The organism is Streptomonospora sediminis, assembly GCF_054778995.1.
The window spans coordinates 114,596-140,523 of record NZ_BAAGYZ010000072.1; the positions used below are offsets into that span (position 1 = coordinate 114,596).

The following is a 25,928-nucleotide window of genomic DNA, read 5'->3' on the forward strand; positions in this document are numbered from 1 at the left end:
GGATCCGCCCTGTCAGCCCTGGTGGGGATAGGCGGAGGACTTCGGCGGGACGAAGGTTTCCTTGATCGCGCGCGGGCTCGCCCAGCGGGCCAGGTTCTGCGCGCTGCCGGCCTTGTCGTTGGTGCCCGAGGCGCGGGCACCGCCGAAGGGCTGCTGGCCCACGACCGAGCCGGTCGGCTTGTCGTTGACGTAGAAGTTGCCCGCGGTAAAGCGCAGCGCTTCGTGTGCGGCGCCGACGGCCGCGCGGTCGTTCGCGATCACCGCTCCGGTCAGCGCGTAGGGAGAGCCTTTGTCGACCACGGAGAGGATGCGCTCGTAGTCGCCGTCCTCATAGACGTGCACGGCGATCAGCGGGCCGAAGTACTCGGTGCGGAACACGTCGTTGTCCGGGTCGGTACCCACGAGCACCGTGGGCCGCACGAAGTAGCCGACCGAGTCGTCGGCGGTGCCGCCCGCGATGATCTCCAGCGTGTCGTCGGTGCGCGCCCGCTCCAGGACGCCGGAGAGCTTGTCGAACGAGCGGCGGTCGATGACGGCGCCGAGGAAGTTGCCGAGGTCGGCGACGTCGCCCATGGGCAGCGCCTCCACCTCGGCGACCAGGTCGTCGCGGATGCGGTCCCACACCGAGCGGGCCACGAACGCGCGCGAGGCGGCCGAGCACTTCTGGCCGCTGAACTCGAAGGCGCCGCGCACGATCGCGGTGCGCACCACGTCGGGGTCGGCCGAGGAGTGGGCGACGATGAAGTCCTTGCCGCCGGTCTCACCGACGACGCGCGGGTAGGACCGGTAGTTCTCGATGTTCTCGCCGACGGTGCGCCAGAGCTGCTGGAACACGCGGGTGGAACCGGTGAAGTGCACGCCGGCCAGCTCCGGGTCGGGCATAACGGCCTCGGAGACCTCGATGCCGTCACCGGTGACCATGTTGATGACGCCGGGGGGCAGGCCGGCCTCCTCCAGCAGCCGCATCAGGAAGTGGGCGGCGAACTGCTGGGTGATGGCGGGCTTCCACACCACGACGTTGCCCATCAGCGCCGGGGCGGTGGGCAGGTTGCCGGCGATGGCGGTGAAGTTGAACGGGGTGACCGCGTAGACGAAGCCTTCCAGCGGGCGCTGCTCCAGGCGGTTCCACTGGCCGGCGGGGCTGTAGGGCTGCTCGGCCATGAGCTTGCGCGCGTAGGAGACGTTGAAGCGCCAGAAGTCGATCAGCTCGCAGGCGGAGTCGAGTTCGGCCTGGATGGCGGTCTTGGACTGGCCGAGCATGGTGGCGGCGTTGAGGGTCTGGCGCCAGGGGCCGGCCAGCAGGTCGGCGGCGCGCAGCAGGATCGCGGCGCGCTCGTCGAAGGGCATGGCGCGCCAAGCGGGTGCGGCCCGTTTGGCGGCGGCCACCGCCTCGCGGGCGTCGTCGCGGGTGGCGGTGCCCAGGGTGCCCAGGACGTGCGCGTGGTCGTGCGGCTGGACGACGTCGACACGGGCGCCGGCTCCGGTGCGGTGCTCGCCGCCGATCGCCATGGTCAGTTCGACCGGGTCTTTGGCCAGCTCCGTGAGCTTGGCCGTCAGTTCGGCCCGCTCGGGGCTCCCGGGCGCGTAGGTCAGAACCGGTTCGTTCACCGGTGCGGGGACGTTCGTTACGGCGTCCATGTGCCCTCCCTCGGATCTACTGGTCGAACTGGACAAACGTAGAAGATCCGGACCTGGGCGGGCCTTGTCGCGGACGCCACTCTTCGTCGGCTGCGCTTGGCCGATACAACAAACCGGATGGGCGAGAATAGGCGGTCATGGATGTGCCATCGGATCCCGCCAACGTCCCTGCCGACCCGGGCACCGCAGGTGAGAGCGCCGGTATTGCGCTGCGCCGACTGCTGCTGGCCGTGGGCGACCCGCTCGTGGACGTGCTGGCCGCGCCGGCGGGGCTGGATGTGCGGGTGGACAATGTGGTCATCGTCGACCCCGAGGACGACGCCGAGGCGTTCGCCGGCGACCTGGTGCTGCTGATCGGGGCGCGCGGCAGCGCCGCCCGGCACCTGGTGCGCTCGGCGGCCCGGCGCGGTGCGGCGGCGGTGGCCGTGAAGGTCCGCGCCGACGAGCCCGCCTACCCGCCGCCGCAGGGCTGGGGCGGTGCGCCCGTGGTGCGCCGCGGCGGCGAGGAGATCGGGCTGCTGCGGACCGAGGCCAGCGAGGCCGGGGTGGCACTGCTGGCGGTGCGCCCCGAGGTGCGCTGGGACCAGTTGCAGTCGCTGTGCCGCAGTGTGCTCGACGATGCCCGGCTGACCGCAGAGGCCGACCTGGGCGAGTCCGGCGGCGACCTGTACTCGCTGGCGCAGACCATCGCCGCGCTGACCGGCGGCCTGGTGACCATCGAGGACTCCGCCAGCCGGGTGCTGGCCCATTCCAGCGGCGAAGAGGTCGACGAACTGCGGCGGCTGTCGGTGCTGGGCCGGCAGGGTCCCGAGCAGTACCTGGCGCTGCTGCGCGAGTGGGGCGTGTTCTCGCGGCTGCGGGCGGGCGAGGAGGTCGTCCGCATCGACGAGCATCCCGAACTGGGGATCCGGCGCCGCCTGGCCGTGGGCATCCACGCGGGCTCGCAGCCGCTGGGCACGATCTGGGTGCAGGAGGGCGGGCGGCCGCTCGCCGACAACGCCGAAGAGGCGCTGCTGGGCGCGGCCCGGATGACGGCGCTGCACATGGTGCGCCACCGCACCGCGACGACGGTGGGGCTGCGCCTGCGCGACGACCTGCTGGCCAGCCTGTTGGAAGGCCGCATCGAGGCGGCGGCGCTGGCCGACACGATCGAGGTCACCGCCGACCGGCCGGCGCTGGTGGTGGCGTTCGCGCTGTCGCGCCAAGGGGCGGGGCAGGGGCACCTCGACTCCGGGCACGGCGACGAGACGGACCGCTCGGGCCGCGAGCTGAACCGGCGGCGGCTGGTGGACCTGATCACGGTGCACACCGCCGCCTACCGCCGAACGTCCCTGGTCACCGCGGTCGGCGGACGGATCTATGTGCTGCTGCCCGATCTGCCCCGGGCGGCGCAGCCCTCAGCGGAGCAGTCGGCGCGCCGGGCAACGGAGTCGTCGGTGCTGGCGCTGACCCGCAAAGCGGTCGAGGCTGCGCGCGCCACGCTCGGGGTGGCGGTGCAGGGGGCCGTGGGGTCGCCCGTTGATTCGCTGGCCGGCATCCCCGACTCCCGCGCCGAAGCCGACCGCATCCTGGACGCGATGGGCCGCGACCTGGCCAAGGATGTCGCCACCATGTCGGACGTGCGCACCCAGGTGCTGATCAGCGAAACCCTGGCCTACCTGCGCGGCACCCCGGCACTGCGCGACCCCCGGGTCACCGCCCTCGCCGACCACGACGCCGCGCAGGGTTCGGAACTGGTGGCCTCGCTACTGGCCTACCTGGAAGAGTTCGGCGACGTCCGGACCGCCGCCACCCGCCTGCACATCCACCCCAACACCCTGCGCTACCGGGTCCGCCGAGCCGAGTCGGTCAGCGGCATCGACCTCTCCGACCCGACCCAGCGGCTGTTCACCCATCTGCAACTGCTATTGGAGCGAGGCACATGACAAACCCGGGCTATGACGCGGCATCCGCCGACCAGCAGTGGTTCTGGACCGAGGAGTGGCAGGAGGGAGAACGGGAGGCTTCCCGGCAGATCTCTGCGGGCGAGACCACGGTCTACAACAGCGCCGAGGAAATGTTCGACGACTTGGACAGGTAGGCGGAGGCGACGAGATTCGCGGTGGGCCGATGCCGTGAGAACAGGACAGCGATGTAATACCCGTATTATGCTCATGCCATGAGCAAGGTACGGATAAGCATCAGCCTCGATCCCGAACAGGCCGAACGCATAAGGGCGCATGCCGAACGAGCCGGGATGGACGTCTCGGCCTACTTCGTGAACGCGGCTACTCGCCAGATGGCCGAGACCGAGGCGATCGAGGACAAGTTCCAGGAGATCGACGCACTCATCGATCGCGTCGAAGAGGAGGGGCGCCTGCTGGCACAGGCTTCGGGCGACGACGATGGCCCCGGGGAGCTGACAGAGGAAGAGCGCCATGACGTGGCCAGGGCCGTACGGCTCGTCCTCGGGACAGACGAGGACGGTGCTTCCCCCGGAAGCAGCGCTGCGTGAACGAACACGTCTCCGTGTATGACACGGGCATGCTCATAGCACTCGCCGCGCACAAAGCCAAGGCAGTCAGAATCCATCAGAGCATCCGGGGTGTTGCACCGCATCGCCCGGTGGTTCCGGGACTCGTCCTTATCCAGGCATGGCGCCCCTCCCCTGGCCTGGCCTACTCGTTGAGTGCATTGCTGAAGGACTGCACGGTCCCGCAGGCGAGATCATCGCCCCCGCCCCTTCGGCGCTCCAGCGCCGGACAATACGACTGTGTGAGCTGTTCGACCGCGCCTGACATCAAAGACCTGCGGCGCATCGGAGCAGCGCTCGGGACGGCCGCTCTACCTGGAAAGAAACGGCCCGACGCCGTTGATGCTTCAGTCGCCTGGATCGCGATGAGACATAGCAAAGCCGTCGTGTTCACCAGCGATCCCGACGACATGGCGGCCTACCTCGCGGCGCTGCACAGCCACGACACACAGGTGATCGCTGTGTGAGATCGAGCTGTGAACCCCGCAGCAGGGTTCTCCGGGCAGACGCGTTCCGGCATCTGCCCGGAGCTCGGCCGTGCCGGCCGCCGCAGTGGGGCTCAGCGGGTCACGGCGTCAGTCCGTCGAGGATGGGGACCAGTTGTTCCTCCTCGTAGGACAGGTGGGCCTCCAGTTCGGTGGTGAGGCGGTCGACCTCGGTCCGGATGGCGCCGGGGTCGGGGGCGGTGCCGTCGAGTTGGGACTGGAGTTCGTCGAGCAGCTCCTCCACGCGCTTGTGCTCCCGGGACAGCCGCGCCATGACCTCGGCCAGCTCGGGGTGGGCCTCGGAGACCGCCGGGAACATGCCGGTGTCCTCCATGGTGTGGTGGTAGCTCAACCCCTGGCACATGGTCAGGCAGTTCACCCGCAGCTGGGCGCCCAGGCCCGGGCCCGAGCGGGCGATCTCGTCGCGGACCATCGCCAGTTCGCGGCGGAAGGCGTCGTGGATGGCGATCAGTCCTTGGCCGAAACGCTGCACCACGGGTTCGTGGCTGACCCGGTGCAGTGCGACGACGGGGATGGTGCGCTCGGTCTTGGCCTGGTACTCGGCCCAGCCGGGGTCGGCCTCGACCGCGCGGGCGAACATCGCGGCGCGCTCCTCGCCCTCCAGCACGACCGCGTCGGCCTCGGAGTTGAAGAGCCCGTCCTCGACGCCGACGCGGGGGTTGGCGAGCAGGTTGTGGAACCATGCGGGGTGCTGTGGCGCACCGCCGGCGGAGGCGATGATCAGTACCCGTTCGCCGTCGGGAAGGTAGCCCACCGGGACGGTGCGGCGCTCGCCGGACCGCGCGCCGGTAGTGGTCAGCAGCAGGAGGCGGGACCCCTCGAACATGCCGCCGACCCGGCCGCGGTTGGCGCGGAACTCGTCGATGATGGACTGGTTGAAATCTGTCAGGTCATCGGTCATACGATGCGTGCTCCAAGCTTGGTGGAATCCGCTGTTGCGCGGGTGGAAGGTCCGGTCGGAAAGACGCGCGCACGCAACCGCGCCGCGGGGATCGCGGGGAAGGTGCGCGGTTCGGGTCTTCGGCGCGCACGTGCCGGCCCGTCCGCCGGGAGCGCGGCGGCGCAACAGGGTGGAGGTTGAGCGCAGACCACCGGGCAACGCGCCGCGACGCCAGGGGGCAAGCGCGGACGCGGACGCGGAGAGGGCTCGGACCGGCTGCTAGCGCGCAGCGGATCACCGGGGCGGGGACGACGCGTGAGCGCGGCGTGTCAGATTACGCGGCGCCTGTGATTGCGATGCTCACGACATCAACCCCTTCGAGTACGGTGCCGCGCGCGTTCTGCCGCAAATGGGGCCGAAACGCACTGATCGGCACGCAACAATCCAAACCCATCGGTTACGGACTGTCAATCGGAGCGGCCGGACCCGGCCACCACGGTCCGGCGGCCCATCCTGCGGCCAGTGTGAACCGTCTGACGGACTCCGTGGACCGCCTGGCGGACGAATGGGGCCCACAGCGCGCCCGGAACGGGGGTGGATGTCCGGCAAGCCCAGCATGCCCGGAGGGTGCCGAGTGTGCGGCCGAAGGGGCCGTGAAGGGGCCGCGCCAGGCGGGCCGCAGGCGGCGGCAGACGGTCGGACACCTGGTTCCGGGAGCCTGTGACCTGCGAAGTTGCTAGCCGGCGGGCGGAAATCGCGGGTGCCCCCGGTCGGACTCGAACCGACACTCGTGACCCTTTTAGGGGGCCTGCCTCTACCATTGGGCTACGAGGGCGGCACCATCATACCGGTGATGGCCGTTTCAGCAGGATTCGCACTGCTTCGGCCTGTCAACAGACGAAACGGCCGGTCCCACCGGCGGACCGACCGTTTTTGCCGTGGTATGGGCGCTCAGCTAACGCGCCGTAGCAGTTGCCCGTTTTCCACCTGGGGCTTGCTCGCGCTCTCGAAGGCCTGGCGCGGCTCTTCCATCTCCGGCAGGGCGGCGAAGTCGCGCCGCAGGAAGAAACCGACCATCCAGTCCGCCAGCACGCGCATCTTCCGGTTGAAGGTCGGCACCGCGTAGAGGTGGTAGGAGCGGTGGGCGTACCAGGCCAGCCGGCCGGTCAGCTTGACCCGGCCGAACAGCTGGGCGGCGCCCTTGTGCAGGCCCAGCCCGGCCACGGCGCCCAGGTTGCTGTGGCTGTAGCGGGTCATCTCCTTGCCGCGCAGCGCGGCGACGACGTTGTCGGCCAGAATCGGGGCCTGGCGCACCGCGTTCTGCGCGTTGGGCGGGTAGAAACCGCCGTTGCCGTCGGGAACCTGGGCGTTGTCGCCGCCCGCGAAGGCGTTCTCGACACCGTTGACGGTGAGGTACTCGCTGGTGTCGAGGTGGCCCTTGGGCCCCAGCGGCAGGTCGCCGGCCTGCACGACCGGGCTCGGCTTGACGCCCGCGGTCCACACCAGAGTGCCGGCGTCGAACTCGCTGCCGTCGCTGAGCTTGATGCGCTGGTCGACGGCCGACTCCAGGAAGGTGGACAGCCGGACGTCGATACCGCGCCGCTTCAGCTGGTTCAGCGCCTTCTCCCCGACGTCGGCGCCAACCTCCGGGAGGATCTTGTCGGCGGCCTCGACCAGGTAGAAGCGCAGGTCGTCGGCGCTGATGGAGGAGTAGATCGCGGTGGCGTCGCGGGCGAGGTCCTCAAGCTCCGCGATCGCCTCGGCACCGGCGAAGCCGCCGCCGACGAAGACGAAGTTGAGCGCCTTGCGCCGGATCTCCGGATCGTCGGTGGAGTCGGCGATGTTGAGCTGCTCCAGCACGTGGTTGCGCAGGAACGCGGCTTCCTCGACCGTCTTGATGCCGATGCCCCAGTCGGCCAGACCGGGGATGGGCAGCGTGCGGGAGACGGCGCCAGCCGCCATCACGATGTAGTCGTAGGAGATCTGGCGCGGCTCGCCGACCGTGGGTTCGAAGTCGATCGAACGGGCTGCGTGGTCGACGCGGATAACCCGTCCCGTGAGCACACGTACGCGGTTGAAGGCCCGGCGCAGCGGCACGACGACGTTGCGCGGCGAGATGCTGCCCGCCGCGATCTCAGGGAGGAACGGCTGGTAGGTCATGTAGGAGTTGGGGTCGACGATGGTGATGCGGGCTTCGCCTGCCCCCAGCTTCTTTTCCAGCCGCTTCGCGGTGTACATCCCGAGGTACCCACCGCCGACGATGAGTACGTGCGGGATCTCTGCCTCGTCACCGCCGCCGTGCACCAGGCGGTAGTTCCTGCCTTCGGTCATCGCGCATCCGCCCTTGAGTCCCGTTCCACGCCCCGGGTCCGAGGCGCCAAGATCGGTAAGTCTTCGTTTGCTGGCATGTTCCTGTCGGCTTTCGACGGAAAAAATGCTCTTCTTTGCGGGAGATCCGAGGGTGTCCACCCTCTGCCTGCTTGTGCATTCTTTCACAAGCCCCCCGTAACATAAAAGGGAGACCCCGGACAGGTTTAGACCATGATCGAGCCGCTCAAGCTGGTGTTTTCGCAGGTCATGGCGCTTGTGAAGGCTTTCACGCGCCAGATCGCAGGTGACGCGTCTCACCGCGGAGGCCGTCGGACGTCACACCCGGATCCGCGCCGCACCGCTGGTCACGGGCCCGCCCGCATGCACAGGCCCCGCCGAGTGGCGGGACACCTGCGCGGCGCGTGCGGACCCCGCCCGCGGCCGCCGACTACGCGCCCTCGGCGCCTTCCGCGGCCGCGTCCTGCGCCTCGACCGAGCCCAGGCACAGTCCCCACGCGATCCCATCGAGGATGTCGTGCTCGCTGGCCACGAATCCGGCAGCACCGGTGCGGGTGACCACGCGCGAGAGGATCAGCGCGCCCGCCCCGATCACGTCCACCCGCCCCGGGTGCATGACGCCGATCGCCGCCCGCTGCTCGTGTGTCATCGCCAGCAACTCCTGGGCGATCTCGTGCACCCGTGCAGCCGGCACCCACGAGTGGTGGATGCGCTCGGGATCGTACTCGGACAGGTCCAGCGCGATACCCGCAACCGTGGTGGCGGTTCCGGCCACACACACCAGCGACGCGGCCTGCTCCAGCGGCACGGCCCCGGCGGCCTCGTCCAGCGCGGCGTCGATGTCGGCGGTGGCCGCGGCGACCTGCGCCGCCGTGGGCGGGTCGTCGGTGAGGTGGCGCTCGGCCAAGCGCACGCAGCCGATGTCGACCGAGCGCGCGGCCCGCACCGGTCCGGCATCGGCGGGCGCCGGTTCGGGGCCGCCCCAACCGAGCACGAACTCCGTGGAGCCGCCGCCGATGTCGACGATCAGGAACGGCTCGTCCAGACCGGACTCGGCGTCCTCCAACTCGGCGGTCGCGCCCATGAAGGAGAGCTCGGCCTCCTCGTCGCCGGTGATGACCTCCGGCGGCACGCCGATGATCTCCTGGACGCCTTCGGCGAACTCCGTGCGGTTGCCGGCGTCGCGGGTGGCGCTGGTGGCCACCATGCGTACCGTGTCCGGCCCGAGTTCGACGCCGTTCTCGCGCATCAGGTCGGCGTATTCGCGCAGCGCGGCAAAGGTGCGCTGGAGGGCCTCGGGCGCGAACTCGCCGGTGCGGTCGATGCCCTGGCCCAGCCGCACGACTTCCATGCGCCGTTCGAGGTCGAGGAGCTGGACCTCTCCGTCTTCCATCCCGATCAGTGCCGATACCAGCAGCCGGATGGAGTTCGTGCCGCAGTCCACGGCGGCAACAGTGGTCACCTGGTCGTCCCCTCGGTTTCGTTTTCTCCGCCGCCCGACCGCTGTCCGCCGGCGGCCCCCGGACCCGCCCGGCCCGCAGCGCTCGGACCGCCCGCATCGCTGGTGGCGCTCGTGCCGCTGGTATCGCCGGTGCCGCTCTGCTCGGCGCACACGCAGGGCCCGGCCGCCCACCACTGCGGCAGGGCGTCCAGCGCTTCGCGGCCGAAGGGGTTGGTGCCCGGCCGCGCCAGCTCATGGGCCACCAGCGCGTGCAGGCACTTGACCCGCTCGGGCATGCCGCCCGCGCTCTGCATGCCCTCGGGCAGCGGCGCCGAGCCGTCGCTGCGGGCCTGCTCGGCCCGGTCCTCCAGGTAGGCGCGGTGCGCCTGCTCATACTGCGCGCGCAGGTCGGGATCGGCCGCGAGGCGGTCCTGCATCCCCCGCATCACCCCGTCGGCTTCAAGCGTGCCGATGGCCGAGGCCGCGCGCGGGCAGGTGAGGTAGTACAGCGTGGGAAACGGCGTGCCGTCCTCCAGCCGCGGCGCCGTGCGCACCACATCGGGCAGGCCGCACGGGCAGCGGTGGGCCACGGCCCGCAAGCCGCGCGGCGTGCGCCCGAGCTGCTGCTCGACCGCCGCGGCATCGGTGCCGATGTTGGCGCCGGAATTGGCAGCGGCGGCGGAGCGGTCGCTGGAAGCGGTGTGTTCGGCGGAAGTCATCGCGCCATTCAGCGTAGCCGCTGGCAGCGGCGGCCGCGCACGCCGGCCTTGCTGCGCACCGGATGTGCCGGGCCCCGCGGCCGGCCGGACCGCCGGGCCGGATCGCCTGCCCGGAATTCGGGCCGGGTGCCGGGCCGGGTGCCGGGCCGGGTTGCGGTGGCCCGCCGACGCGCCGCAGCGGGGAGCCGCGCCGCGGTCCCGTGCCGGCCTTAGCATTACCGCATGGTGGACGCCTGGACCGCGGACCTCTGGTTCGACCCTTCCTGCCCCTACTCCCGCCTCACCGCCCGTTGGCTCCAGGAGGCCGCGCAGGTGCGCCCGATCAGCGTGCGCTGGCGGGTCATGAGCCTGGCGCTACTCAACGAGGGCCGCGACGACGATCCCGAAGGCGACCCCGACGGCTACCTGTGGATCCCCGCGCGCATCTGCGCCGCTGTGCAGACGGAGCACGGGCACGACGCGCTGGGCCGCTTCTACGATGAGCTGTGGGCACCGCAGGAGCGCAGCGGCGCGGCCGACGGTGGCTCCGGGACCGCCGCGGACTACGAAGAGGTCTTCGAGAGCGCCCTGGCACGCGCCGGTCTGCCGACCGAGCCGGCGCAGGCCGGTTACTCGGACGCCTACGACCGGGCGCTGCGCGAATCGCACGACGAGGGTTACGGACGCGTCGGCGGCGATGTCGGCAGCCCGATCCTGGCCGCGGCGCCGGCACCGCCCCGTCCCGGGACCGGCTCGGCGGCCATGTTCGGCCCAGTCGTCTCGCAGGTACCGCGCGGCGAGGATGCCGGACGCCTATGGGACGGCGCAGTGCTGGTCGCCGCAACCCCGGGCTTCCACACGGTCAAGGGTCCCCCGCAGCCGGAACTCTGATCGCGGCGGTGCGCCGGGAGTGGCCGTATGGTCGGGGCGGGTGGCCGGGCCGACACGGGTCCGTCCGGCGGCCTTGCCCGCGGTCGGCTCATGGGTGGCCTGAACTTGAAAAGCGGCAGCAACGGCCGCAGGAGGCGGGGCGGGCGATCACCGTTCCCGCCCGCAGGCGGCGGGCCACCCGGCGCACCGAAGTGATCACGCAGAAATGCCCAAAAAATAAGGCTGAGATGGGCATTTCCGCAGGGTCATCGCCGACTACAGCCCCGCAACCCGACATAACGGACACACCTGCACCCACCGGGACCAACCGCCGCCCTCGGTGCCGCCTTTCACCGCAGACCGGCCCGCCACCCGGCAGGCCACAAGGCCGCACAGCAGACCACAGCCGCCCGGACCGGTCCTCCCGCCCAGACGCGCCCCGCCCGTCAGGGGGCCTGCGGCGTGTTCTGCGGCTTGTCGGCCGCAAGCACGGACTTCCACAGCACGGTGAACCAGGGCTCGCCGGACTCGGCGTCGGCGCCGCTGGTGGGCTCGTCCTCGTCGGAGACGACGACATAGGCGCGTTCGCCCGGGTATTGGTAGTGCAGCCGGGTGCGGGCCTCGCGTTCGATGTAGGTGGGGTCCTGGAGGTGCTCGCGGCGCTCGTGGAGCTCGCCGACGGCCTGCTCCGTCTGCGCCTTCTCCTCGCGCAACTCGGCGATGCGCGCCCGCTGGGCCAGGTACTCCCGAAGCGGGTAGGCGAGGCTGAGCGCGATGACGCAGATCACCAGGGCCAAAATCGCGGCCCGGCTGGTCAGGGCGGGGCGGCGGTGTCCGCTGCCCGCACCCGCACCGGTCGGCGCCGGACCGCCGCCTGACCGCGCAGCGGTGGCGGTTCCGGGCACGGTGCCGCTCTTGCCTGTACCGCTCTTACCGGTGCCGCCGGTCTTGGCGCTTGCGGTACCGCCGCTCTTGGCCGTGGTACCGCTCTTCCCGGTACCGCCGCTCTTGCCCGTACCGCCTTTGCCGGTACCGCCTTTGCCGGTACCGCCGCCGGCGGCGGCCGCAGCGCCGCTCTTGCTCTTGCCCGCGGCGCCCTCCTTGCCGCCGGCCGCCTGCTTTGCGGTACCACCGCCGCTCTTGCCGCCGTTCTTGGCCGGGGCGCCGTCCTTCTTGGCGCTACCGCCGCGCCCGCTCGCCGAGGCGGCCGAACCGATCGGCACCACGGTCGGCTCCGACTTTGCCGCGTTGGCCGGGCGCTCGGAGCGCCGCTTCCCGCTCGATCCCGCGGATGCGTTCGAACCACCGGACTTGCCGGAGCCGCCCGGCTTGCCGCCGGTCTTGCCGGAGCCGCCTGACTTACCCGAGCCGCCGGAACCGCCCGTCCCGCCGGACGCAGCGCCGCGGCCTGAGGCGCCAGAGCCCGGCGGCCGCGCCTTCGTGGGGCGGGACCGCTTGGGTTGCTCTGGCACCTCGGGCATAAGCGGCCAGGCTAGTCCTGCGGGCGGAAACGGGGGAAGGCCGACACGCCGGCGTAGAGCGCCGCGTCGTCGAGCTCCTCCTCGATGCGCAGGAGTTGGTTGTACTTGGCTACGCGCTCGCTGCGGGACGGCGCGCCGGCCTTGATCTGCCCGGCGTTGGTGGCCACCGCGATGTCGGCGATGGTGGTGTCCTCGGTCTCGCCGGAGCGGTGCGAGATCATCGCGGTGTAGCCGCTGCGCTGAGCCAGCGAAACGGCGTCCAGGGTCTCGGTGAGCGTGCCGATCTGGTTCACCTTGACCAGCAGCGAGTTGGCCGCGCCCTCGTCGATCCCCCGGCTCAGGCGCTCGGGGTTGGTGACGAACAGGTCGTCGCCCACGATCTGCAGCCGCGAGCCCAGCGCGGCGTTCAGCTTGGCCCAGCCCGCCCAGTCCTCTTCGTCGAGCGGGTCCTCGATCGAGACCAGCGGGTAGGCGTCGGCCAGCTCGCTGTAGTAGGCGATCATGTCCTCGGCGTTGCGGGACTTGCCCTCGAACGTGTAGACGCCCTCGGAGCAGAACTCCGATGCGGCGACGTCGAGCGCCAGCGCGATTTCGCGGCCGGGCGTGTAGCCGGCCTTCTGGATGGCCTCGATGATCAGGTCCAGCGCCGCGCGGTTGCTGTCGAGGTTGGGCGCGAACCCGCCCTCGTCGCCCACGCCGGTGGCCAGGCCGTGCGCCTTGAGCACCGACTTCAGCGCCTGGTAGACCTCGGCGCCCCAGCGCACCGCCTCGCGGAAGCTCGCCGCGCCCACCGGCGCGATCATGAACTCCTGGATGTCGACGTTGGTGTCGGCGTGCGCGCCGCCGTTGAGGATGTTCATCATCGGCACCGGCAGCACGTGGGCGTTGGGGCCGCCCATGTAGCGGAACAGCGGCAGTCCGGACGCGTCGGCCGCGGCGTGGGCCACGGCCAGCGACGCGCCGAGCATGGCGTTGGCGCCCAGCCGCGACTTGCCGGGGGTGCCGTCCAGCTCGATCAGGGCGCGGTCGATGAGCCGCTGCTCCTCGGGCGCGAAACCGACCAGCTCGTCGGTGATCTCGTCGTTGACGGCGGCCACCGCCTTCTCGACGCCCTTGCCGCCGAAGCGGTCGCCGCCGTCGCGCAGCTCGACCGCCTCGAACTGGCCGGTGGACGCGCCGCTGGGGACCGCCGCCCGGGCGGTGGTCCCGTCGGCGAGCAGGACCTCGACCTCGACGGTCGGATTACCGCGGGAGTCGAGGATCTCCCTCGCCTGCACTGACTCGATCGACGACAACGTTGAACTCCTTTGTATCGCGTGCGATCCCGGCTCAAGCGCTTACGCGGATGGGACCCGGCAGGTGCGGCCTCCTGGCGCGCCCCGCCCGCACCTACCCCGTGCGATCCACCCGAGCCACGGGCGTGTGTGACGGGCCCCCGCCGATGCCGCCGACCGCCTGCGCCGGCGGCGCCCATACGCGTTCCGACGCGTTCGGCGCCCGTCAACCGCCACCCTAGCGAGTGCGGACAGCCGCGGTCTCCCCCGCTACCGGGAATTGGTCTAGTCCACCCCGGGCGGTCACCGGACACCCGTTGGGGAAATGACTGGGAGTTTGCTGAACCGGCTGCGCACAGGGCCGATGGGCACGGATCATCAGTTGTGTGACCACCGGTCTTGACTCCCAGCCGGTCGCCCCGGACCGATCCGGGCCGTGTCCGGTGGACCGCTGCCCTGCTGCGCGGCCGCCCCGGGTACGGATTCCCGCCTCCCGGCCTTGCGGAAACGGCACGTGCACCCGCTCGGCGACGATGGAGGAGCCCCGAGCAGGGGCGCGCCCATCGCAGCGGTTCGCTCCGGGCGGGCCGCCCACCAGGCGCGGTCCGGGGGCACCGCACTGCAATGGCATATATCCCTACTAAAGAGGTATAAATAGAAGGTGTTGTGTCGATTCCCGGACCACGGAAGGCCCGCCCGCTATGCAGACCCTCGTCCTTCTGGGTTTCGTGGGCCTTCTGGCCCAACTCATCAACGGCAGCCTCGGCATGGGCTACGGCATCAGCACCACCAGCGCGCTGCTGGTGATCGGCACGAGCCCGGCACTCGCCTCGGCCACGGTCAACCTCTCCCAGGTCGGCTCGCAGATCGCCTCCGGGTTCGCGCACTGGCGGTTCGGTAACGTCGACTGGGCCGTGGTTTGGCGCATCGCCGTGCCCGGCGCCGTCGGCGCCTTCGTCGGCGCGGTCTTCCTCAGCCGGCTGTCCACCGAGGCGGCCGGTCCGCTCATGTCGACGATCCTGCTGATCCTGGGCACCTACCTGCTCGCCCGCTTCACCTTCCGCGAACTCCCCCGGCCCGACCTCAGCAGGCCGCTGCGCACCGTCTTCCTCGCACCGGTGGGACTGTTCGCCGGATTCATGAACTCCACCGGCGGCGGCGGGTGGGGCCCCGTGGGCACCTCGGCGCTGCTGGCCAGCGGACGGCTGGAGCCGCGCAAGGTCATCGGGTCCATCAGCGTGGGCGAGTCCGCGGTCGTGATCGCCGGAAGCATCGGGTTCGCCATCGGGCTGGGTCTGGGCGGTATCAACCTGACCTGGGTGGTGGTGATGCTGCTTGGCGGGCTGCTGGCCGCGCCCATCGCCGCGTGGCTGGCCAGCCACGTGCCCGCGCGCATGCTCGGCTCGCTGGTGGGCGGGCTGATCGTCTTCACCAACACCCGGGTGCTGCTGGGCAGCGAGGCCGTCGGCGCCCCGGCCGGGGTGTCGATGGCGGTCCACATCGGGGTCGCACTGGTGTGGGCGGTGGCCGTGGTGTGGTCGCTGCGCGCGCACAGCATCGAGCGGCGCGGACGGCGCACCGCAGCCGCCGGAGCCGAGCACTTCGCCGCGGCCGAGGCCGCCGAAACCGCCGACTAGCCGGGGACCTGGCTCCGGCCGCGGTATCGCGGCGGCGCGCAGCACGGCAGCGGGTTGCCGCAAGCGCGTTGCCGGACCGTCACCTGCGACCGCGTTTTTTGCCGCTTCCCCGGGGAAGATGGCAAACCGCCCGGTTATAGTGCCCTGAACCCGTCCGCACCCATTGGCGACTCTCCCCTCGCGACCCCGAAAACCCTGCTCATCCCGCGTCTCCGTGCGCGGCGGCGCCGAGCGGGACCCACCGGCGACTTCGAGCGAGGCGGCATGGCCACACCCGCACCCGGCGCAACCGCTCGGCGACCGAGCGTGCTCGCCCGGCGCCGCAACGCCGAACTGGTGCTGATCCTCTGCGCGGTGGGCGCGTTCGCGCTCAGCCTGGGTCTGGCCGGACTGCAGATCGAGGGGCGCCTGCCGACCCGCTTCGCCCTCTACACCTGCACCTTCTGCGGGCTCGCCGTCGCCGCCCACATCGCCCTGCGCGTCCTGGTCCCGTGGGCCGACCCGCTGATCCTGCCGGTCGCCACCGTGCTCAACGGCATCGGGCTGACAGTGATCTGGGGCCTGCACACCGCAGCGGGCGACGGGCCCGCCGAAGCCGACCGCCAACTGTTATGGACCGCACTGGGCATGGTGTTATGCGTGGCCGTAACCGCCGCAGTGCGTCGGCCCGCACGGTTGCAGCGCTACCGCTACGTCACGCTCGCCGCCGGGCTCGTGCTGATCATGCTGCCGATGCTGCCGGTCGTGGGCATCGAGGTGTTCGGTGCGCGCCGCTGGATCGGGTTCGGCGGATTCACCGTGCAGCCCTCGGAGTTCGCCCGCATCCTGCTCATCGTCTTTCTGGCCGGCTACCTCGGCCACAAGCGCGACGCGCTGGCACTGGTCTCGCGCCAGATCCTCGCCGGCCCGGTCAAGGTGTTCAGCCTGCCCCGCATGCGCGACCTGGGGCCGATGACCACCGCCTGGGCCGTGGCCATCCTGCTACTGGTGGGCACCCGCGACCTGGGCACCTCGCTCGTCCTGTTCAGCGTCTTTCTGGCGATGCTCTACACCGCCACCCGCCGCAAGTCCTGGGCAGGCATCGGCCTGGCGATGTTCCTGGCCGGAGCCGCGGTGGCCTACGGGATCTTCTGGCACGTCCGCCAACGGGTGACCATCTGGCTGGACGCCTTCGACCCGGAGGTCTACCGCGCCGTCGGAGGCAGCCACCAACTGGTGCAAGGCCTGTTCGCCCTGGCCGACGGCGGCCTGTTCGGCACCGGGTTCGGGCAGGGCCGCGCCGCGGACATCTTCGCCTCCGACAGCGACCTGGTGCTGATCTCCATCGGCGAGAAGTACGGGCTGGCCGGGCTGGCCGCCGTGGTGGTGCTGCTGCTCCTGCTGACCGGGCGCGGCTTCCGCACCGCCCTGGCCGCCCGCGATGTCTTCGCCAAACTGACGGCCTCAGGCAGCGCGTTCCTGCTGGCGTTCCAGGTGTTCGTGGTGCTGGGCGGGGTGACACGGCTGATCCCGATGACCGGCATGACCACCCCGTTGCTCTCGGCGGGCGGGTCGTCGCTGGTATCGACGTGGCTGATCCTGGGGCTGTGGCTGCGGATCAGCGACACCGCCCGCCGCCCCAGCCCCGCCGTGCCCGCCCGCGACCACGCCGGAATGCCCGATTCGGCGCCGCAGAACGGCGACACCGCGCTGTTCAGCCCCAATAGGCGCGCCATTGCCGAGGCGTGAGCGAGCGCGGGTCGAGGCCGTCGCCGCGGGCCTTGGCCTCGGCGGCGCGCACCCGGGAGTCGAAGCGGCGGGCCGCCGCGCGCAGGTCGAGTTCGGGATCGGCACCGCCGCGGCGTTCGTCGGCCACGCCCGCGAACAGCACGCCGCCGCCCCCGCCGTCGTCGCCGACCAGGTCCTCGGGCACACCGTTGCGCACGGCCCGTTTCTGCAGCTCGTAGGCGAGCAGCGCGGCAGGCTGGCCGAAAGGAACGCCTTCGAGGACCGAGGCCTCGCCTTCGCCCTTTTCGACGCGCTCGGCGGCCTTGATGGTCTCCCAATTCGCGCGGACGTCGTCGGCGCCCTCGACCTCGGTGCCGCCGAAGACGTGCGGGTGGCGCCGGGTGAGTTTCTCGACGATCGCCGTGGCCACATCGTCGATGGTGAAGCCCTCGGCGCCGCGGTCCTCGGCCACCCGGGCGTGGAAGACGACCTGGAGCAGCACGTCGCCCAACTCGTCGCGCAGGGTGGCGTGGTCGCCCTGCTCGATGGTCTCAAGAGTTTCGTAGGCCTCTTCGATGAGGTACTTGGCCAGCGAGGCGTGGGTCTGGGCGGCGTCCCAGGGGCATTCGCGCCGCAGTATGTCCATCACCTCGACGAGGTCGAGCACCCGGCTGCCGCGCGCCGGAGGCGTCGCGCCGGCGCCAAGGTCCTCGGGCGCTGCGCCGCGGTCATCGCGGGAGTCGCGGGAGTCGCCGCGCTCGCTCATTGTTCCCCTTTCGGATCGGTCGCCGGGTCGGCCGGTGCGGGGCGCAGCCGGTACCGCGCCCTCAGTTGGGGTCGGTCGGCGGCAGCCAGCCGCCGGTCCGCAGGGCGGCGAGTACCTCGGCCACGCACTCGCCGATGGTGCGGTCGGCGGTGTCGAGTACGAGATCGGCGTCGCGGGGTTCTTCGTAGGGGTCGGAGATGCCGGTGAACTCGGGGATCTCGCCCGCGCGGGCCTTGGCGTAGAGGCCCTTGCGGTCGCGGGCCTCGCAGACCTCCAGCGGAGTGGCGACGTGCACCAGGAAGAAGTCGCCGACGTCCTCGACCATCGCCCGGACCTCGGCGCGGGTGGCGGCGTAAGGGGCGATGGGCGCGCAGACGGCGACGCCCCCGTGGCGGGCGATTTCGGCGGCCACGAACCCGATCCGCCGCACGTTCAGATCGCGGTCGGCGCGCGAGAAGGTCAGCCCAGCCGAGAGCATGCGCCGCACCACGTCGCCGTCGAGCAGGGTCAGGGTGCGCCCCGAGCGGCGGATGGCATCGGCGACCCCGCGGGCGACCGTGGACTTGCCCGAACCTGACAGCCCGGTGAAGAACAGGGTGATGCCGCGTTCGGTGCGCGGCGGGCGGATGCGGCTCAGCTCGGCGGCCACCCGGGCGGGGGTGAACCAGGCGGGGAGTTCGCGGCCGAGCGCCAGCAGTTCTTCGACCTCGGGCTCGCCGGGGAGTTCGGCGGCGTCCTCGGCCGCGACCTCGCCGGCCGGACGCCACTGGTCGCCTGCGGTGTCGTAGGCCCACTCGGGCGCGTGCACCACGGGGATGGGCAGGTCGGCCGATTCGGCCGCGGCCGAGCCGCCGGGCGCTGTGTCATCGGCGACGAGCAGGCGGGTGGCGCCGTAGGACTTGGCCACGTGCGCGCGCAGCAGACCGCGGCGTTCGGCGCTGAGCGGGGCCGCCCCTTCGATGCAGGTGCGGGGCAGGGTGGCGACGACGAAGCGGGCCGGCGCGGGCAGCAGCGGTTCGGCGGCGAGCACGACCGGTGCGATGCCTTCGCTCTCCAGCGGGGTGTCGATCACCACGAGCACCTCGGCGCGGTCGCCTTCGCCGAGTTCGGCGGCAGCGGTGCGGATCTGGTGCAGTTCGCGGTGGTGCAGCGGGCGTTCGGTGACCATGGCCAGCACCGGAACGTCGGGATCGCCGCTGAGTTCGCGCTGGCCGCGGACCTGCTCGGGCGAGAGGCGCAGGTGGCGCAGCGCGCCGTAGACGGGCGGCTGGGCAAAGCGGACCTCGCCCGCGAGCCGGTGGCCGGGCGCGCCCGCGCCGCCGGAACCGCCGGTATCGGCGGTGTCCGGATGGCCGGTGTCCGCTCCGGTGCCGACCGGATCGGGCGCGGCGGACCACCAGCGCTGGCTGACCCGGAGTTCGGCCAGTGGCGCGCCCTCGGGGTCGGTGAGGATCAACCGGTCGGAGTCGGCGAGTTGGTCGGGTACCGGAAGCGTGACCGGTACCGGCCACGGCGTGCCATCAGGCATCCGGCCCCGTTTGGCCACCGAGGCGGCTTCCTCGCGGGTCATGAACCCGGTCAGCGGGTAAGCCCCGTTGAGAATGAGTTCCAAGTGGGCGAGGCTGACGGGGTCGGGTGCAAAGGCCGGTGCCGGCGCCTCGTCACCGCTGCGGTCGCTGCTGTGGCTCAAACCCGGCCTCCCTGAACTTCGCCGCCTGCTCTGCTGCCTCTTCTGCGCAACAGCGTATGCCGCCTGATCACCGCGCGGCACGCGCGTCCACAACCGCCCGCGACCGGCGGCGCGGCGGGCGTTGGCGCCCGGCTCCCCGGGCCCGCGCCGGGGACCCGGCGCGGGAACACCTCGGGCGGGTGGCGCGTTACCCAAGGTGATCGATGCACCAGTCCGCCTCCGCCGATGCGCTCGCAGCAGACACGGACCCTGAACCGGACCAGAACCGATACCGAATCCAGGCATCCGCCGAACCCGGACCTGCGGCTCTCGGCTCCATCCCGATCCACCGCCCGGCTGCGCCGAACGGGCAGCGGCCCGGCCGCGCTCGTTCGGCACCAGCGGCGCATTGGAGTGACATGATCTGGGCCACACTCGCAAAGCGCCTCTCGGTGCGCCCGCGATCGGCAGGCCGCGTAGGCTTGCATCCGGGGAGCCCGCCGACCCGCCGCGGGCCTGGGACCGGACCACGGCGGCGCGCCACTGGTGCGCCGCGACCGGCCGCTGAACGCTCCGGGTGCCCGCTTCCCGGGCCGCGCGCTGCAGGACCGCCGCGCGCCGCGGACCGCACCACGGCCGATACCACTGCCACAGTCTTTCCTCTGGTGATATGAGCTCTTCCCACACCGCTCTCAACGGAGACGCTCCGCGTCCCTCCGCTTCCGGGCCGCCGCAGCCGTCTCCCGACGGCGACCCCGCGCGCCGCCTTTCCGGGCTGCTCCAGGTCGTCTCCGACGATCCGGCACTCGGTCAGGCGGTCGAGACCGCCCGCGGCGACCACGACCCCCGGCTCGACCTGGTCGCGCCCCCGTCGCTGCGCCCGTTCGTGATCGCGGCGCTGGCCGCCGACGCCCCGGCGGGCGCCGGGCGGCCGGTCCTTGCGGTCACCGCCACCGAACGCGAAGCCGGCGACCTCACCGAGGCCCTGGGCTCGCTTTTGCCGGAGAACTCGGTCGCCCTGTTCCCCGCCTGGGAGTCCCTGCCGCACGAGCGCCTCTCGCCCCGCTCCGACACAGTGGGCCAGCGGCTTGCCGTCCTCCGGCGCCTGGCCCACCCCGACCCCGCCGACCCGCTCACCGCGCCGCTGCGCGTGGTGGTGGCGCCGATCCGCAGCGTGCTGCAACCGCTGGTGGCCGGGCTGGGCGACCTCACCCCGGTGCGGGTGCGCCAGGGCGACGAAGTCGAACTGGAGGGCCTGGTCCAGTCGCTGGTCGACGCCGGCTACGCCCGTGTCGACCTCGTCGAGAAACGCGGCGACATCGCGGTGCGCGGCGGCATCCTGGACGTGTTCCCGCCCACCGAGGAACACCCGCTCCGGCTGGAGTTCTGGGGCGACCAGGTCGAGGAGATCCGCTACTTCCAGGTCGCCGACCAGCGTTCCATCGCCGAGGGCACCCAGGCCGATGCCGTGTCCGGACTGTTCGCGCCGCCGTGCCGCGAACTCCTGCTGACCCCGCAGGTCCGCGAACGCGCCCGCGCGCTCGCCGAACACCACCCGTCGCTGGCGGACGTGCTGGGCAAGCTCGCCGACGGCATGTCCGTCGAGGGCATGGAGGCCTTCGCCCCCGTACTCGCCGACCGGATGGAACCGCTGTTCGGCTACCTGTCCGCAGGTGCCCACATCGTCGGCTGCGACCCCGAACGGATCCGCACCCGCGCGCTGGAGCTCGAAGCCACCAGCAGGGAGTTCCTCAACGCCTCCTGGATCAACGCCGCTTCGGGCGGCGAAGCCCCCATCGACCTCGGCGCCTCGGCCTACAAGTCCATCGCCGAGGTCCGCGCCGACGCCGACTCGCTCGGCCTGCCCTGGTGGTCGCTCTCGCCGTTCGACTCCGGCGCGGGCTCCGCGGTCCCGCCCGCCGACCAGACCGGTGCCGACGACGACTTCGGCGGCGGGGTGAGCGAAACCGTCCTGGAAATGGGGGCGGCGGCCGCCGATACCTACCGCGGCGATACCGAACGCGCGCTTGCCGACGTCAAGTCCTGGCTGCACGACAACTGGAGCGTCGTGCTGCTGACCCCCGGGCACGGCCCTGCGGAGCGGCTGGTCTCGATGCTGCGCGATGCCGGGCTGGGCGCGCGGCTGCGCTCCGAGGTCGACACCCCGCCCGACCGGGCTGTCGCCACCGTGACCACCGGAAACATCGAGCACGGGTTCGTGTGGCGCTCGGTGCGGCTGGTCGTGCTGACCGAGACCGACCTGGCGGGCCAGCGCTCCTCCACCCGCGACATGCGCCGCATGCCCAGCCGGCGCCGCGGCACGGTCGACCCGCTGCAGCTCAAGTCGGGCGACCACGTCGTGCACGAACAGCACGGTGTGGGCCGCTACATCGAGATGGTCAGCCGCAACATCCAGGGCGCCACCCGCGACTACCTCGTCATCGAGTACGCGGCCAGCAAACGCGGCCAACCCGGCGACCGGCTGTTCGTACCCACCGACCAGCTCGACGAGGTCACCCGCTACGTCGGCGGCGAAGCACCCACGCTGTCCAAGATGGGCGGCGCCGACTGGTCCAAGACCAAGAGCCGCGCCCGCAAGGTCGTCCGCGAGATCGCCGGCGACCTCATCCGCCTCTACAGCGCACGCCAAGCCTCGCCGGGCCACGCCTTCGGCGACGACACCCCCTGGCAGCGCGAGCTTGAGGACGCCTTCCCCTACGTCGAGACCCCCGATCAGCTCGCCGCGATCGAAGAGGTCAAGCAGGACATGCAGAAACCGGTGCCGATGGACCGGCTCATCTGCGGCGACGTCGGATACGGCAAGACCGAGGTCGCGGTGCGCGCCGCGTTCAAGGCGGTGCAGGACGGCAAGCAGGTGGCGGTGCTGGTGCCCACCACACTGCTGGTCCAGCAGCACATGTCGACCTTCACCGAGCGCTACGCCTCCTTCCCGGTCACCCTGCGTGCACTGTCGCGCTTCCAGACCAACGGCGAGGTCGAGGCCACCCAGGAGGGGCTGCGCAAGGGCGAGATCGACGTGGTCATCGGCACCCACCGGCTGCTCTCCGACGAGACCAGGTTCAAGAACCTCGGGCTCATCATCATCGACGAGGAACAGCGCTTCGGTGTCGAGCACAAGGAGAAACTGAAGCGGCTGCGCACGCAGGTCGACGTGCTGTCGATGTCGGCCACCCCCATCCCGCGCACGCTGGAGATGGGCGTCACCGGCATCCGCGAGATGACCACCATCCTCACCCCGCCCGAGGAACGGCACCCGGTGCTGACCTTCGTCGGCCCCTACGAGGAGAAACAGATCGCCGCGGCCATCCGCCGCGAGCTGATGCGCGAAGGCCAGGTGTTCTTCGTCCACAACCGGGTCGCCTCGATCGACAAGGTCGCGGCCTCGGTGAGCGCGATGGTGCCCGAGGCCCGGGTCGCCTACGCCCACGGGCAGATGAACGAGCAGCAGCTCGAACGCGTGATGATCGACTTCTGGGAGAAAAAGTACGATGTGCTGGTCTCCACGACCATCGTGGAATCCGGGCTCGACGTGCCCAACGCCAACACGCTGATCATCGACCGCGCCGACACCTACGGGCTCTCGCAGCTGCACCAGTTGCGCGGCCGGGTGGGCCGGGGCCGCGAACGCGCCTACGCCTACTTCCTGTACCCGCCGGAGAAACCGCTGACCGAGACCGCCCACGAGCGGCTGGCCACGGTCTCCCAGCACACCGAGACCGGCGCCGGCATGTACGTGGCAATGAAGGACCTCGAAATCCGCGGCGCAGGCAACATCCTCGGCTCCGAGCAGTCCGGCAGCATCGCCGGGGTCGGGTTCGACCTGTACGTGCGGATGGTCGGCGAGGCGGTCCGCGAGCTGAAGGGCGACCCCACCGCGGGCGAGGAATCCGAGACCAGGGTCGAACTGCCCATCGACGCCCACATCCCGCACGACTACGTGCCAGGGGAACGGCTGCGGCTGCAGGCCTACAAGCGCATCGCGGGTGTTTCCAGCGAAGAGGACATCGCCGCGGCGCGCGAGGAACTCACCGACCGGTACGGCCCGCCGCCGCAGCCGGTCGACAACCTCCTGGCGGTCGCCCGGTTCCGGGTACTGGCCAAGAGCGCCGGGCTCACCGACGTCGTGCTGCAGGGCACCCAGATCCGGTTCGCGCCCGTGGAACTGCGCGAGTCCCAGCGGCTGCGGCTGCGGCGGCTCCATCCCAAGGCCGTCTACAAGGAGCCCACCGAGACTCTGCTGGTGCCCGCACCCAAGGCCGGCGGGCTCGGCGGTCGGCAACTGCGCGACCTTGAGCTGCTGACCTGGTGCTCCCAACTGGTCGAGGCCCTGTTCGAACCCGGGAAGAAGAGCGCAGCGGCGCAGAGCTGACGGCCGCCGAAGGCGATCGGAGCCGGTGGCGCGGAAGCCGAAGACCGCGGTGGCGGGCCCTGAGGGCGCCCGCCACCGCGGCTGCCGCTAATGGGCGGCTTGCGCCGGAGCGGCCGGCGGGTCGAGGACCGGCAGGTCGGCCGGCAACGGCAACGGCCGATTGTGCGGCCTTGCGGGCGGCCGTGCTGTGTTGATTTCAGCCCGTTACCGGATCTTGCGTGTGGATAACCTCCACGTGCCCTCAAGACGACTACTCTTAGTGCTTGTATTAACACTTTTGGTGTTAGTCGGGGAGGGGAACGGGCACACATGGATACCGCCGCAGGAGACCTCGCAGATGCCGCGGCCACGCTGCGCCGCCGGTGGCGGCTTATCGCCGCGTGCGCGGCCGGCGGTCTGCTGCCGGCCGTCGCCGCGCTGCTGCTTGTGCCCGAGTCCTATACCTCCACGACCTCCGTGCACGTCCGCCCCACCGGGATTCCCGAGCTCACCGGCGAACGGTCCGGCCGCACCAACGGCGAGGTCAACCTCGATACCGAAGCCCAGATCGTCGGTTCGGCCGAGGTCTCGGCGGCGGTCGCCGACCGCCTCGGTCCGGGCGCCGAACCCGCCGAACTCAGCCGCGCGGTCGAGGTCACCGTCCCGCCCAACAGCAGCGTCCTGCAGATCTCGTTCACCGGCGCCCGCCCGTCGTCGGCACGGCGCGCCTCGGCGGCCTTCGCCGACGCCTACCTCGACTACCGGACCGAACAGGTCGACCGCCGCATCGGCGACACGCTCGACTCCCTCAAGGACCAGGCCGACTCCCGCCACGCCGAACTCGCCCGGCTGTCCCGGCGCTCCGAAACCGGTGCGGCCGTGCCGCAGGGGCGCATCACCGCGGTGCAGACCGAGATCACCGAACTCAACAAGCAGATACACCCCCTCAGCGCGCTGCGCGAGTCGGTCGTACCTGGGCAGGTCATCACCGCAGCCACCACGCCGGAGGCGCCCACATCGCCCGTTGCCGCGCTGTGGCCCGCCACCGGGGGCGCGCTGGGCCTGGCCGCCGGGCTCGCGGCGGCCTTCGCCGCCGACCGGCGCGGGCACCGGCTGCACACCGCACGCGGCATCGAACGCGCCACCGGGCTCCCGGTCCTGCTCGGCCTGCAGACCGGCGGCCGTTCCGCCCGCAACACCGCGGCCGCTCCGGTCGCCCAGCGCGCCAACCGCGCCGCGCTCGAACTGGCGGCCGGCATCGCCCGCACCCGCGGCCACGGGGCAGCGGGCGGGGCCGTCGTGCTGGTGGCGGGCATCAGCCGCGGCAGCGCGGCCGCACCCGCGGCAACCGAACTTGCCGCCGCGCTGGGCCGCACCGGCTCCGACGTGCTGCTCGTGCGCGCCGATCCCGCGGCGGCCGCCAGCGGCGCCGGCGATCACGGGGCCGGCGCCGCCGCGGCGGATCCCGAACCCGCCACGCAGCCTGCCGGGCTGGCCGACATTCTGCTCGCCGGCGCCGATCCCGCCGAACTGATCACCCGCAGCACGGCAGTCCCCCGGCTCCGGATCCTCGGCTGCGGCACCGCCGACCCGGCGGATGCGGTACAGGGTCCGGCCATGGAACGGCTCGTCCAGCGGCTGCGCCCCACCGCCGACTACGTCGTCATCGCCGCCGCTCCCACCAATGAGCGCGCCGATGCCTGCGCCCTGGCTCGCAGCGCCGACACGGCCGTCCTGGTTGTCGATCCGGGTGCCACCCGGGCCGACGACCTGCGCACCGCCGTGGAAACCTTCGCCGCCCTTGGTACGCAGGTTGCAGGCACGATCACCGCTGCCGCCCCCACCACCGCGGCACGGCACACCACCGCCCCCGCGACCGGGCAGCAGACCGGCACCCCTGCGGCGGCCCCCGACACCGTTGGCGACGCCGGCACGGCTACGAGCCCCGCCGCCGATACCTGCGCAGCCCGCGGGGCCGCGACCGGCACGAACACCGGCTCCGATACCGGCCCGACCGCCGACACCGGCGCGGGTGCGGCGCAGCATGGCGGATCCGACCTCACCTTCCAGCGCTGATCGCCATGGCCGAATCCCCCGCCTTCCCCACCCGTCCGCACGCCGGCAATGCCGTCGGCGCCCCGTACTGCAGGGG

Annotated in this window: 16 protein-coding genes, 1 tRNA gene and 1 pseudogene; 8 read left to right on the top strand and 10 right to left on the bottom strand. The window is 71.7% G+C overall.

All coding sequences use genetic code 11. From position 1 onward, the window contains the following. Positions 1-12: 12 nt before the first annotated feature. A complete protein-coding gene (pruA, locus tag ACYVD5_RS14915) occupies positions 13-1,638 on the bottom strand; it encodes an L-glutamate gamma-semialdehyde dehydrogenase (protein ID WP_461001633.1) in 1,626 nt (541 codons plus the stop codon). Between the two features lie 137 nt (positions 1,639-1,775). Here pruA and ACYVD5_RS14920 point away from each other — a divergent pair, with 137 nt between their 5' ends. From ACYVD5_RS14920 to ACYVD5_RS14930, 3 genes are all read left to right on the top strand, one after another. Then, positions 1,776-3,563 carry a PucR family transcriptional regulator gene (locus tag ACYVD5_RS14920; RefSeq protein ID WP_461001634.1) on the top strand — a complete coding sequence of 596 codons (1,788 nt, stop codon included), beginning with the start codon at positions 1,776-1,778 and terminating at the stop codon, positions 3,561-3,563. Continuing rightward, positions 3,560-3,718, top strand: a complete 159-nt coding sequence (locus tag ACYVD5_RS14925) for a hypothetical protein (protein ID WP_461001635.1) — start codon at positions 3,560-3,562, stop codon at positions 3,716-3,718. Before ACYVD5_RS14920 ends, ACYVD5_RS14925 begins: the two co-directional genes overlap by 4 nt. A gap of 78 nt (positions 3,719-3,796) precedes the next feature. Next, positions 3,797-4,132: a plasmid mobilization protein gene (locus ACYVD5_RS14930; RefSeq protein ID WP_461001636.1), complete on the top strand. Its 336-nt coding sequence runs from the start codon at positions 3,797-3,799 to the stop codon at positions 4,130-4,132. 585 nt (positions 4,133-4,717) lie between these two features. On the opposite strand, the gene ACYVD5_RS14935 is transcribed toward ACYVD5_RS14930, so the two are convergent. From ACYVD5_RS14935 to ACYVD5_RS14955, 5 genes and pseudogenes are all read right to left on the bottom strand, one after another. Further along, entirely contained in the window at positions 4,718-5,557 is an 840-nt protein-coding gene (locus ACYVD5_RS14935; protein ID WP_461001637.1) for a nitroreductase/quinone reductase family protein, read from the bottom strand. 740 nt (positions 5,558-6,297) lie between these two features. Continuing rightward, positions 6,298-6,371, bottom strand: a tRNA-Leu gene (locus tag ACYVD5_RS14940). 116 nt (positions 6,372-6,487) lie between these two features. Beyond that, positions 6,488-7,867 (bottom strand): NAD(P)/FAD-dependent oxidoreductase, encoded by a 1,380-nt coding sequence (locus tag ACYVD5_RS14945; protein ID WP_461001638.1) that lies wholly within the window; start codon positions 7,865-7,867, stop codon positions 6,488-6,490. A gap of 427 nt (positions 7,868-8,294) precedes the next feature. Beyond that, positions 8,295-9,326, bottom strand: coding sequence for a Ppx/GppA phosphatase family protein (locus ACYVD5_RS14950; protein WP_461001639.1), 1,032 nt, complete (start codon positions 9,324-9,326; stop codon positions 8,295-8,297). 107 nt (positions 9,327-9,433) lie between these two features. Further along, positions 9,434-10,024, bottom strand: a pseudogene (locus ACYVD5_RS14955) (DUF501 domain-containing protein); the annotation flags it as partial. A 222-nt stretch (positions 10,025-10,246) separates the two neighbouring features. On the opposite strand from ACYVD5_RS14955, the gene ACYVD5_RS14960 reads away from it, so the two are divergent. Then, positions 10,247-10,894 carry a DsbA family protein gene (locus tag ACYVD5_RS14960; protein ID WP_461001640.1) on the top strand — a complete coding sequence of 216 codons (648 nt, stop codon included), beginning with the start codon at positions 10,247-10,249 and terminating at the stop codon, positions 10,892-10,894. 425 nt (positions 10,895-11,319) lie between these two features. Here ACYVD5_RS14960 and ACYVD5_RS14965 read toward each other — a convergent pair whose 3' ends face one another. Then, positions 11,320-12,099: an FtsB family cell division protein gene (locus tag ACYVD5_RS14965; protein WP_461001641.1), complete on the bottom strand. Its 780-nt coding sequence runs from the start codon at positions 12,097-12,099 to the stop codon at positions 11,320-11,322. A gap of 266 nt (positions 12,100-12,365) precedes the next feature. Further along, positions 12,366-13,649, bottom strand: a complete 1,284-nt coding sequence (gene eno, locus ACYVD5_RS14970) for a phosphopyruvate hydratase (protein ID WP_461001642.1) — start codon at positions 13,647-13,649, stop codon at positions 12,366-12,368. 680 nt (positions 13,650-14,329) lie between these two features. Here eno and ACYVD5_RS14975 point away from each other — a divergent pair. Together ACYVD5_RS14975 and ACYVD5_RS14980 are read left to right on the top strand one after the other, a co-directional pair. After that, complete coding sequence (locus ACYVD5_RS14975; RefSeq protein WP_461001643.1) at positions 14,330-15,265, top strand: sulfite exporter TauE/SafE family protein; 936 nt, start codon at positions 14,330-14,332, stop codon at positions 15,263-15,265. Positions 15,266-15,529: 264 nt separating this feature from the next. Next, positions 15,530-16,993, top strand: coding sequence for an FtsW/RodA/SpoVE family cell cycle protein (locus ACYVD5_RS14980; protein ID WP_461001644.1), 1,464 nt, complete (start codon positions 15,530-15,532; stop codon positions 16,991-16,993). Here ACYVD5_RS14980 and mazG read toward each other — a convergent pair. Continuing rightward, positions 16,959-17,738 carry a nucleoside triphosphate pyrophosphohydrolase gene (gene mazG, locus ACYVD5_RS14985; protein ID WP_461001645.1) on the bottom strand — a complete coding sequence of 260 codons (780 nt, stop codon included), beginning with the start codon at positions 17,736-17,738 and terminating at the stop codon, positions 16,959-16,961. The genes ACYVD5_RS14980 and mazG overlap by 35 nt on opposite strands. 61 nt (positions 17,739-17,799) lie before the next feature. Then, complete coding sequence (gene cysC / locus ACYVD5_RS14990) at positions 17,800-19,428, bottom strand: adenylyl-sulfate kinase (RefSeq protein WP_461001646.1); 1,629 nt, start codon at positions 19,426-19,428, stop codon at positions 17,800-17,802. Between the two features lie 649 nt (positions 19,429-20,077). On the opposite strand from cysC, the gene mfd reads away from it, so the two are divergent. Together mfd and ACYVD5_RS15000 are read left to right on the top strand one after the other, a co-directional pair. Further along, a complete protein-coding gene (gene mfd / locus ACYVD5_RS14995; RefSeq protein ID WP_461001647.1) occupies positions 20,078-23,797 on the top strand; it encodes a transcription-repair coupling factor in 3,720 nt (1,239 codons plus the stop codon). 309 nt (positions 23,798-24,106) lie between these two features. After that, entirely contained in the window at positions 24,107-25,852 is a 1,746-nt protein-coding gene (locus tag ACYVD5_RS15000; protein WP_461001648.1) for a Wzz/FepE/Etk N-terminal domain-containing protein, read from the top strand. The last annotated feature ends 76 nt before the right edge of the window (positions 25,853-25,928 follow it).

Excerpts from the sequence above, each read along its gene's own strand:
- pruA (WP_461001633.1), bottom strand. The coding sequence starts at position 1,638 with ATGGACGCCGTAACGAACGTCCCCGCACCGGTGAACGAACCGGTTCTG.
- ACYVD5_RS14920 (WP_461001634.1), top strand. The coding sequence starts at position 1,776 with ATGGATGTGCCATCGGATCCCGCCAACGTCCCTGCCGACCCGGGCACC.
- ACYVD5_RS14925 (WP_461001635.1), top strand. The coding sequence starts at position 3,560 with ATGACAAACCCGGGCTATGACGCGGCATCCGCCGACCAGCAGTGGTTC.
- ACYVD5_RS14930 (WP_461001636.1), top strand. The coding sequence starts at position 3,797 with ATGAGCAAGGTACGGATAAGCATCAGCCTCGATCCCGAACAGGCCGAA.
- ACYVD5_RS14935 (WP_461001637.1), bottom strand. The coding sequence starts at position 5,557 with ATGACCGATGACCTGACAGATTTCAACCAGTCCATCATCGACGAGTTC.
- ACYVD5_RS14945 (WP_461001638.1), bottom strand. The coding sequence starts at position 7,867 with ATGACCGAAGGCAGGAACTACCGCCTGGTGCACGGCGGCGGTGACGAG.
- ACYVD5_RS14960 (WP_461001640.1), top strand. The coding sequence starts at position 10,247 with ATGGTGGACGCCTGGACCGCGGACCTCTGGTTCGACCCTTCCTGCCCC.
- ACYVD5_RS14975 (WP_461001643.1), top strand. The coding sequence starts at position 14,330 with ATGCAGACCCTCGTCCTTCTGGGTTTCGTGGGCCTTCTGGCCCAACTC.
- ACYVD5_RS14980 (WP_461001644.1), top strand. The coding sequence starts at position 15,530 with ATGGCCACACCCGCACCCGGCGCAACCGCTCGGCGACCGAGCGTGCTC.
- mazG (WP_461001645.1), bottom strand. The coding sequence starts at position 17,738 with ATGAGCGAGCGCGGCGACTCCCGCGACTCCCGCGATGACCGCGGCGCA.
- mfd (WP_461001647.1), top strand. The coding sequence starts at position 20,078 with ATGAGCTCTTCCCACACCGCTCTCAACGGAGACGCTCCGCGTCCCTCC.
- ACYVD5_RS15000 (WP_461001648.1), top strand. The coding sequence starts at position 24,107 with ATGGATACCGCCGCAGGAGACCTCGCAGATGCCGCGGCCACGCTGCGC.